The organism is Mesorhizobium qingshengii (genome assembly GCF_900103325.1).
In the GTDB taxonomy this organism is placed as follows: domain Bacteria; phylum Pseudomonadota; class Alphaproteobacteria; order Rhizobiales; family Rhizobiaceae; genus Mesorhizobium; species Mesorhizobium qingshengii.
Genome location: NZ_FMXM01000017.1, coordinates 91,250 through 101,364 on the forward strand (window position 1 = coordinate 91,250; position 10,115 = coordinate 101,364).

The window sequence follows — 10,115 nt, forward strand, 5'->3', positions numbered from 1 at the left end:
GAGATCGTCTTCTGCGAGTAAACTTGTTAAAAATAGATCGAAATTGGAGCGAATCGGCAATTTGTCGTATAAACGAGCCTACAAGCCCGCTCGTACAGTGTTTTGTGAAGTAAATTTGATTTTTACAACTTCGCAATCTGGACATGCTTCCTGATCTGTCGCACTATGCTTTCCGAACGCAATCTCGAGTCAAATTGGCGGAGGGCACCATGTCGCGTGGTGGATGGATGGCGCGTGCGCGGATTTTCGCGTGTGTTTTCGGCGGCAGCCTGGGCTCAATCGCGGCGCTACCCGCGGCAGCCGAAATCCTCAATCCGCCGGTGTTGCAGGATGAGCGCGCGGCGGTTGCCAAGCCCATCCTGACCGAGGAAGCCCCCGCGCCACTGCCGGGCAACACGGCGCCGGCACGCGGCGACCGCCTGCTCGATCTCAAGATCCAGTACATCGACAACCAGATCTACAATCCGTCGACGGGCGGCTACGATAAGGTGCATCTGCGCGGCTACACCGGCAAGGGCGTCGATCCCGCCGCGCCCTATGTCTCGCCGACGATCGAGGCGGTTCCCGGCGACACGGTGCGCATCACCCTCGACAACCAGCTGCCGGCAGGGCCGCAACCAGGCGATCCCGGCTGCATGCCCGGCGGCCAGATGCCCGACATTCCGCACTGCTTCAACGGCACCAATTTGCACACCCATGGGCTGTGGGTAAGCCCGACCGGCAATAGCGATAATGTGCTGTTGTCGATCAACCCGCAGACCAAGTTCACCTACGAGTACAACATCCCGTCGGACCATCCATCCGGCACCTTCTGGTACCACACGCACCGTCACGGCTCGACCGCGCTGCAGGTATCGAGCGGCATGGCCGGAGCGCTGATCATCCGCGGCAACCGTCCGCCCACGCCGACAGCGCATGGCGACCTCGACACGCTGATCCCGACCTCGGCTATCCCCGAACGGGTACTGGTGATGCAGCAGATCCAGTATGCCTGCCGCGGACCAGCCGCGAAGCCAGGCGATCTCGGCCCGATCAAGCAGAATATTAAAGGCAGCTATTTCTGCGATCCGGGCGATGTCGGCGGCATCGAGGCCTACGACCAGTTCGGCCCGGGCACTTGGCCGGCATCGGGCCGTTACACCTCGCTCAATGGCAAGGTGTTCAATCCCGACGATGCAATGAAGGCGACGCAGGGCCAGATCGAGCGCTGGCGCGTGATCCATGCCGGCGTGCGCGATACGATCAGCCTGCAGTTCTTCAAGGTGCTGGACGGCAAGCTCAAGCCCGGGGTGAAGACTTTGCTCAGGGCCGACGCCACGGCTTCCTTCATGAAGGACACCTGCGACACCAAACCGGTGCCCTACGCGCTGGTTGCCGCCGATGGCCTGACGATGGCGGCGGCACAAATGACCACGCTGGCGACATTCCAGCCCGGCTACCGCTTCGACGCGCTGGTGGTCTTTCCACAGGCCGGGCGCTACTGCGTGATCGATTCCTCAGCCCCGAAATCGGGCGTGGTCAATGGGCTTGATGTCGGCCCGCGGCTGCTCGGCTTGGTCGACGTTGCACCGGGCAAGCCGGTAGACAATGTCGAGACCTACATCAACGGCAAGCTGGTCGCGCTCGCCGAGACCAACATGCCCGCCAACGTCAAGGCGACGGTGGTGGCCGATCTCAAGACTGGCATGAAATTCACCAGCTTCACGCCGCACCCCGACATCACGGACGAGGAGGTCAAGGGCAACGGCACCCAGGAATTGACCTTCTTCATCGACACATCGGGACCGGATGTGAAGTTCGAGGTCGGCAACACGCTCAACACCGCCGACGTCAAACCCTATGATCCGACCCGCATCGATCGCCAGTTGCCGCTCGGCAAGGCGCAGGTCTGGACACTCCAATCGCATTTCGTCAGCCATCCATTCCACATTCACGTCAATCCGTTCCAGATCATCTCGATCATCGACCCCCTCGGCAAGGATGTCAGCGCTCCTGGAGCGATAGACGACGTCGCCGGGTCGCCCGACCCACAATATCCTGGACTGAAGGGCGTGTGGAAAGACACGTTGTGGATCAAGAGCCTGATCCCGCAGAACCTGCCCACGGGCTTTTCAGGAATTTACACGATCACGCTGCGCACCCGCTACGAACGCTATATCGGCGAGTACGTGCTCCACTGCCACATCCTCGACCATGAGGACCAGGGCATGATGCAGAACGTTGCCGTGGTGCTGCCCGACCAGGTGGGCGACACCACGCGGGGCGAGGCCATGCAGATGGACGTGGGTGGTCACGATGCCCTCAAGTAAGGCACAGCCAATGCCTGAGGCGCCGTTCACCTGGAGCGACGTGAAAGCCATCCTCACCGCAGCCGGCGGCAACGAGGGGCCTGGCAGCCTGACCGGGCTGACCTTGCCGGAGTTCCTGACGCTCCAGCTACAGGGCATGCCGCTGATCGCGCCGCTCAACACCACCTGTTGCGGCAAGAGCGACGCCAAGGGGCGCGGTGAGCGCTCAGCACTGATCCGCGGCTTGCGCGGGCTACCGCCGTTCGACGGCAAGCAGTTCCCGCGCCTGCCCTGGGGCGGCAAGCCGGTCGTGGATGACGACATTGACCGCATCGAAACCTGGATCGAGGAAGGCTGTCCCGGAGAGGTGATCGGATCGATCGCGCTCACTGGCGAAGTCAGCGTGGCAACCGAAGCCCGCGTCGAGGTGAAGGGACTTCCCGGTCCCATCTTCGGCCCAGCGTCGGATCCGGCGGCATGGCGCTACGCCAAGGGCGAATTGCGCCAGCGCATGGATGCCGATGGGCTGAGTGAGCCGCAAAAGGAGCGGCTGCGCTACGCCTTTCGCGAACTCTACAAGCTCAACAAATGGGTCGGCGACAAGCGCAGCTACAACAATCTGGCGCTGATCCACCAGAATCACTGCCAGCATGGCTGGGAGCGGTTCCTGCCGTGGCATCGCGTCTATCTCTATGAGTTCGAGCAGGCGCTGCAGGATTTTTGTCCTGACGTGACCATGCCGTGGTGGGATTTTCCCGCGTCACGCTACAAGCCGGAAGATCCGGCCAATGGCGCGATACTGCCCGACGCCTTCAAGGGCTTTCTGACGGAAGACTCCGCGCGTTTCCTGCGCGATCACGGTTTCCCGGCCAAGATCGACACGCTGGTCGGCCAGCTCTGGGCCAATCCGACGCAGATCTATGACGCGGTCAGCAGGGCCTGTGGCAAGGACTATGTGGAGGGCGAAAACCGCAAGCGGCTGATCGATGCGCTGCTCGGCGCCAATTCGTTGTGGTATCCGCTGCGCTATTCCGGCCAGTTCGGCAAAGGCACAATCAACAGCGTCATCCACTATCACTACCCGGCCCAGGAGGACATTGACGAGATCCTGTCGCTGCGCACCTTCCGCGACTTCGGAGGCGGCAGCCTCTATGTCGACAGCTTCGGCTTCCTCGACCAGAACCCGCACAACACCATGCATATCTGGACCGGCGGCATGAACCCGGCGTTCAAGACCGACGCTCCCGCCGACCGCAACAGCGCGGTGCGTGTTGCCGGCCGAAAATTCCACCAGCGCGACGATCTCTACTCCGAGCCGCAGTTCGGCGACATGTTCTCCAACCTGACGGCGTCCTATGACCCGATCTTCTGGCCGGTGCACGCCAACATCGACCGGCTCTGGTGGCGCTGGCAACAGGAGCATCCCGACGGCCTGCCGGCCGATCTCGATTCAGCGCTGACGCCGTGGAGCTACGCGGTACGCGATACGCTCGACATGAACCGCTTCGGCTATGAATATGTTCGCGGCGGATGCCTGATGCCGGTCGGGCTGACCAGCCCGGTCGGGCGCTTCGTGTCGGCGCCGATCGCGGTGCCCGAGGCGACCAAGGGATTCCGCTCGGCCGAAGTGCGGCTGCACCGCGTGCCGCAGTTGCCGCGCTCCTGCTTCATCCGCGTGTTCCTCAACACACCGGATGCCGATGCCTCGACGCCGCTCAACGTACCAGGCTATGCCGGCTACGCCGCCGTGTTCGGTCATGGCGAATGTTACGGCGGACCCGGACATTGTGAGGTACCACCGGCGGAAAACCGCAAGTTCGATTTGCGCGAGCGGAGCATGAACACGCCGCGCAACCACCGCATCGACGTGACGCGCGCTGCACGCCGGCTGATCGCCGCCGGCGCCTCCAGTCTCACCGTCAGCCTGGTGGTGATCGGCGCCTCTTACGAGGAAGACCGTGAGCTGCTGCGGCTCGATGGGGTCTCGCTCAACTTTCTCGACTGACCAGAGGCCGGCGCCGGCGCAGGGGGAAATCACATGGCCGACCCATCGATCTATCGCATCCACCCGGCGGTCGGCATCGCCCGGCTCGGCGACAGTCCCGAAGCCTTCTGCATCTCGCCGGAAAAGCCGGCGCAGATGCCGATCGAATGCGACGCCAACGGCAATGCCGCCAAGGGCGACGCGCCGATCAAGCACTTCAAGGACAATAAGGGCCGCATCAAGCGCCAGGCGGCGCGCTTCCAGATCTTCGTCTATGACGACGCCAATCCGGACGGCGTAGCGCTGAAGATCGGCGACCATGTCGAAGGCGGCGGTAACAGAGGCAAGCTGGTCGATATCCAGTGGCGGGTGCAGCTCGCCAACAAGAAGGCGGCGTGGTTCACCTTCGACGGGCTGCGCGGCGAAGCCGGCTATCCCGACGGCTCGCCGCTGCGCAATCCTGATATCACCGATCCGATTGAACGGCAGAAGCTGGTCATCGACGCCGGCCCGCAAGCCGTTGACTGTACCGCGCGGCGCAAGGCGAGTTTTGGGCGCGACACCAACCCGGCCTATGCGGTCACCTTCCCGCCAACCGGGATGGCGCCAAACGACATCGACACGCTGGGCGACATGATGACGGACGACAATGGGCGGTTGCTGGTGCTCGGCGGGCATGGCAACAGCGGCTCGTTCCTCACAGGCTTCGGCCATCCGCGCATCGAGACCTACGCCAACAGCGATGGCTGGTTCGACGACATCTCGGACGGGCCGGTGATGGCCCGGCTGGTGATGATGGAGGAGCGCGTCCAGGCGTTGCGGTACATCGATGTCGAATATCCCGCCTGGGTGCTGGTCGGCTATCCCCGCTATGCACCTGAGGTGCTCGACATGATCACGCTCGAAGACGTGGTCGAGGACATGTCGATCCGCGAGTTTGCCTACCGTACCGACATGTATGGCACGGCAGGAACGTTCAACGCGCCGCAGAAGATCGATCCCACCGATACGGCGGCATTGCTGCATTGGAAGGCCGGGCCAGTGGAGTGGAACCCGGCCTATCGTCCCTGGTTCTGGCGCGACATCTGGCCGATCATTTTTCGCGCCGACGAATTCTCCTATTTCGCCAACATCCTCCAGCAATCGAACTTCCCGCATAACCAGTCGAGCCGAGGCACCTTCGACCCCTATCGCCTGTGTATCCCGCCGCGCATAGCGCCGCGCGGGCTGGCGGCGAAGGAAGGTCGCGCCAGGGACGACCAGGCCGACGGGCGCCTGCTCGAGGCAGCCGTGGAGCCGAGCCTGATGCAGCTCGATGCAACGCAGGCGCCGGGCGCGGCGAAGGACGCCGTGGTGGGTGAGGCCGGCGCCACGCTCAAGGCGGCGGCGGCGGCTTTCACGGCCGCGGTCTGCCCGCCCGCGGATGGCGAGGCGCCACGCGCCTATGCTGCGCGCTGGCAAAGGACCTTTGCTGATAACGATACCGTGGCCGATCCCGCCTATGCCGAGGCGCGCGGTGCTTTCGACGCGGCGGTCACTGGCGTGATCGAGCGCATCGCCGCGGCCGTCGCGCCACCGCCGGAGCCGATGCTGGCGCTCGCGCGCTCTTCGTCGCGGCAGGAGCCGGGCGAGCCCGACCGCACCACCGATCCGGACGAGCCGATCGAGGCAGCACTTCGACGGTTGGCGTTCGAATACCGCTCCGGCCAGTTGTATGACCGCGCCCTCACTGCTGCGGCCAAGGACGCCACCACCGATCCCGGCCGTTCCGCGCGGCAGTATCTGTTCGATCTCCTGAGGAAGCCGGGCGAAGAGAACCTGTTCCGGCTCGAGGCCAATCCGGCAACGCGCACCTATCATTTGCCACTGATGCCGCTGCTGGCCGGCGACAACCCGATCACCAACAAGACGGTCAGCAAATTCCTGCGGCTGACCGACACGCAGCTGTTCCTTTTGCGGCAATGGGCGGAGGGCATTTTTATCGATGAGGTGGATGCGGGCTTCGCAGCGGCCATCGATCCTTGGCAGCCCTACAAGGACTGGAACGTGCCGGGCGGGCGCGGTCTCGACCAAGGCGTGCTGTCGAACGGGCTCGGCGGCGCCTTCTGCCCCGGTGGCGAAGTAACCTGGATCATCCGCAATCCGGCGATCTGGCGCGAGCCCTACCGGATCAAGGCCGACCCCGAGTGGTATACGTTCGCGCTGACCGCAGCGCAGGAGAACGCGAACCGCTGGGGCGCAGGCGTCAGCGAGGAAGGCTACATCGCCTATGCCTCAGATCCGCTGTCGCTGGGCAGCGATTTCGACATCGGGCTGCAGCCGGGCGACCTGACCAAGCTCAGCGGGCTGCCATGGCAGGCCGATTTCAACGAATGCTCCACCCAGACGATCGACGTCACCTATGAGGAATGGAACGTCCTTTACCCCGACAGCGTCGGCAACACGCTGATGGAACGCGAACGGCGCGTGTGGGAGACGCTGTGGTGGCCGGCGCACCGGCCGATGCAGGTCTATTACCCTGTCGGCACCGGTTTTCAGTTCCGCAACTGGGCACGTGGCATTCCGCAGACACTGGCCGGCGACCTCAAAATGGTGACCGAGTGGTCGAAGCTCGGCTTCATGGTCCGTAACCCGGGAGGCGGGCTCGATCAGCCCTCGCCCGGGATCAAATACATCTGCGTCGAAGATTCGGGAGAATGACGATGACCAATCCCTTTGTCGGCAACTGGACCTATCGCAGCTTTCTCAACGATCCCGATATCAGCAAGGCGGCTAACGACCTCCTGTTCGGCGAGGGCACGCTAACAATCGTGGAGCAATCGGAGACCGAACTCTCGGGAACGATCGGCGGCCCGGGATGGTCGCTCGATCTGCGCGGCAGCTTTGGCTACGGCTCGCCCATGCAGGTGCGCTTCCAGGGCAAGGGCGTGGTCGGTGGCGAAGAATGGATCTACGATTACGTAGGCTGGCTCGTTCCCGTATGGCCGAACAGTACCGACCGGCTGGAAGTGCCGGCGATCGTCGGCTCGGTGGTGCGCACCATCCCGCATTCGGGCAATGGCGGCAGCACCAACCCGGCAGGGGTGGTGGCGTCCTTCTATGCCGTCAGAGCAGGCTGAATTCGTCGTCATCGGTGGCGGGCTGGCGGGCACCGCGGCCGCACTGACATTGCGCCGTCACGCGCCTGAAGGGCGCGTGGTGCTGATCGAGGCTGGGCGGCACGACCGGGTCAAGCCAGGCGAGGTGCTGCCGGCAGTGGCGCAAGGGCTGCTGCGCCAGCTCGGGGCATGGGAACCGTTCCTTGCTGCCTCTTTCGTCGACAACCGCGCTGTCGTTTCAGCCTGGGCCGACGACGCGCTTAGCGAGCGTCCCAGCATCTTCTCCGCCCAAGGTTCCGGCTGGCAGCTCGATCGGGCTCGGTTCGACCAACTGCTAGTAGAGGCGGCAGCCACAACAGGCGTCGAGGTTCGGCTTGGCTGCGCCGTGCGTTCGGCGGTGCGTGACGGCCAGGGCTGGCGTCTCGAGCTCGCCGATGCAGAGATCGTCGCCGACGCCGTGATCTGGGCGGCCGGTCGCAGCTGGAGGCTGGCGCGATGCCTCGGTGCAGCGCTCAAGGTGCATGCCCACCTTGCGGCCTACACACGCTTCTTCGACAGCGCGCCGGGCGATTGCCGGATGGTCATCGAGGCGCGCCCCGAAGGCTGGTGGTACAGCGCCGACCTGCCCGGCGGCAGCCGGGTGGTGGCGTGCCTGACCGATCCTGATCTCGGCAGCGCGTTGCGCGACCCGAAATCCTGGTACCGCGCATTGGCGGCAACACGGTTCATCGCACCGCTTCTACCTCGAGGCGCGCGCGAAACCTCTGTCGCGGTGAAGTCAGCTGGTACGGCCACGGTCGACCCGGCCGCGGGTGAGCGCTGGGTGGCGGCGGGCGACTGCCTCTTTGCCGCCGATCCGCTGTCGTCGCGCGGCATCGTGCATGCGCTGCGCTCGGGAATCCTTGCGGCCTATGCCGCGTCGGACATGATCGACGGGCGCAGCGAGCTTGCCCGCAGGCGCTACGCGATGATTGCCGCGCAGGGTTTTGCCGACTACGTCCCGGCACTCGCTGCCCACTACGCAGCCGCCGCGCGATGGGACACGCCTTTCTGGCAGCGGCGTCGCAGCCATGTCGACGATGCGGCGGCGGTTCAGGGACAAGCCATGGGCATTTCGAGCAGGGAGAAGCAATCCAATGAAACTCGGTATCCCGGTCTATGACGGCGTCAACCTGCTCGATGTGGCTGGCCCGCTTGAGATGTTCTCTTGGATCGACAAAAAGAAGGGGCTGGAGACGGTTCTTCTGTCGATCGACGGCGCGCCCGTCACCAGTTTGAACCGGGTGCGCTTCGATGCGCAAGCCAGCTTCAAGCTGCTGCAACTCCATGGACATTGCCCGCCAGCCGCGAAACCGCCAGGGCCGCCATCCGGGACAGGCCAGCGCTGGGAAGCGCAATCAAGGCACGCAGTCACTTCTATCGCCACCTTTGCCCGCCTGACAAGCCGGCGCCCAGTTCACTTTGACCGATGCGCGCAGTCCGCCCAATAGCGGCTGATGACGCGGCTCGCCCACCATGGCAGCCTTGGCCTAATCCTCGGTGATCTGGTGGGCAAACCCGAATGAGGCAAATCTAGTAACCGAGGCTTACTAGGTGCCTTTCGTGTTGTCGCAGTGGCTCACTGACGACGCATCGCCAAGAGCAGTGACGGTATTTTGCCTCCACGAAACGGTGCTCACGCGCGGGCCAACGCAGCACTCGCGCATTGTGCAGAAACGGCCGTCGAACTCTATTCGACCATGCGGTTTAGATAGTCCGCGGTGGCGCTCGGGCCCGGAATGATCGAAACAATCTTCATCTGGGCGACGGTTCGTTTGGCGGCCGCGTCGAGGTGGGCATCGAGCATTGCGGCCGCCGCCTTGACCACGTTACGCGTGAGTAGTTCCGCGACCAGCCTAAGTTCGGTTATCACGCTTTGGTCTTCCGGCAGGCCGAGGCGGCGCAAGAGCCGTCCGGCGGCGCCGAGTTGAAGCAAGTTATTGCGAATGAGCTCGGTGAGTTTGTCATTGGATGCTGAAAGAACGCACATATCGATCAATTTCATTTCGATGTCCTCAAGATCGTCGGCCTGTCGCGCCCCCTCGGATTGTTCGAGGGCCTGCAATTGCCTCAGAAGGTCAGCCAGCATGCCGGGGTTAATGTTCGGTGCGGCGGAAATCAGCGCCTCGGGTTCCAGCGGGCGGCGAAGGGTGAAATGATCCTTGATGGTCTTGGCCGTCAGGGGGCCCGCGACCCAGTGAGAACTCTGGTTCTTGCGAACCAGGCCGCGCTCGTGAAGGCGACCGAGCACGTCGCGCACGACTGTCCGGCTGACTTTGAAATGCCTGGCCATCTCTGTTTCGACGATACGATATTGGCCAAAGACGATACAGCCGGCAACGTCGGCTTCGATGATGTTGTATATGCGCTCCCACGATGAACGGCTTTGCAGCGCCTCGTCGGCGGCATGCCGTTTGACCAGACCAAGAGACTTGATGTCGGTACGGTTGGGTGAAAGACCAAGTCCCGCCGGGCCGACAAGATAGCCGCGACCATTGAAGCGGTGAACCATCCCCATGGAATGCACTGCCTTCAGCGCGTCAGCGCTGAGACAGGGAATTGCAACGTTGCCGGATTGGTTCGGCCATTGCCGAGATCCTGAGCGCTACGGCGTGGTGCAAACAGGCGCGGGCTTGGCCAGGATAGTGCCTGTATCAATGTGGAGCGCTCCCCAGACACTGCTGAAAACTTGATCTGATTCTCGAG

7 protein-coding genes are annotated in these 10,115 nt (G+C 63.6%); 6 read left to right on the forward strand and 1 reads right to left on the reverse strand.

The window, feature by feature from the left end; all coding sequences use genetic code 11:
- Positions 1-209 precede the first annotated feature (209 nt).
- From BLS48_RS24030 to BLS48_RS36325, 6 genes are read left to right on the forward strand one after another with little or no spacing between them, the layout of a single operon-like run.
- Positions 210-2,309 (forward strand): multicopper oxidase family protein, encoded by a 2,100-nt coding sequence (locus tag BLS48_RS24030; protein ID WP_091583069.1) that lies wholly within the window; start codon positions 210-212, stop codon positions 2,307-2,309.
- Positions 2,310-2,319: 10 nt separating this feature from the next.
- Complete coding sequence (locus BLS48_RS24035) at positions 2,320-4,293, forward strand: tyrosinase family protein (RefSeq protein WP_244529824.1); 1,974 nt, start codon at positions 2,320-2,322, stop codon at positions 4,291-4,293.
- 33 nt (positions 4,294-4,326) lie between these two features.
- Complete coding sequence (locus tag BLS48_RS24040; protein ID WP_091583074.1) at positions 4,327-6,972, forward strand: LodA/GoxA family CTQ-dependent oxidase; 2,646 nt, start codon at positions 4,327-4,329, stop codon at positions 6,970-6,972.
- 2 nt (positions 6,973-6,974) lie between these two features.
- Positions 6,975-7,391, forward strand: coding sequence for a hypothetical protein (locus BLS48_RS24045; RefSeq protein ID WP_091583208.1), 417 nt, complete (start codon positions 6,975-6,977; stop codon positions 7,389-7,391).
- A complete protein-coding gene (locus tag BLS48_RS24050) occupies positions 7,372-8,532 on the forward strand; it encodes an NAD(P)/FAD-dependent oxidoreductase (protein ID WP_143019493.1) in 1,161 nt (386 codons plus the stop codon). Before BLS48_RS24045 ends, BLS48_RS24050 begins: the two co-directional genes overlap by 20 nt.
- Positions 8,507-8,860 (forward strand): type 1 glutamine amidotransferase family protein, encoded by a 354-nt coding sequence (locus BLS48_RS36325; RefSeq protein WP_244529825.1) that lies wholly within the window; start codon positions 8,507-8,509, stop codon positions 8,858-8,860. Before BLS48_RS24050 ends, BLS48_RS36325 begins: the two co-directional genes overlap by 26 nt.
- Before the next feature lie 239 nt (positions 8,861-9,099).
- Here BLS48_RS36325 and BLS48_RS24060 read toward each other — a convergent pair whose 3' ends face one another.
- Positions 9,100-9,927, reverse strand: a complete 828-nt coding sequence (locus BLS48_RS24060; RefSeq protein ID WP_091583076.1) for a GntR family transcriptional regulator — start codon at positions 9,925-9,927, stop codon at positions 9,100-9,102.
- Between the last annotated feature and the right edge of the window lie 188 nt (positions 9,928-10,115).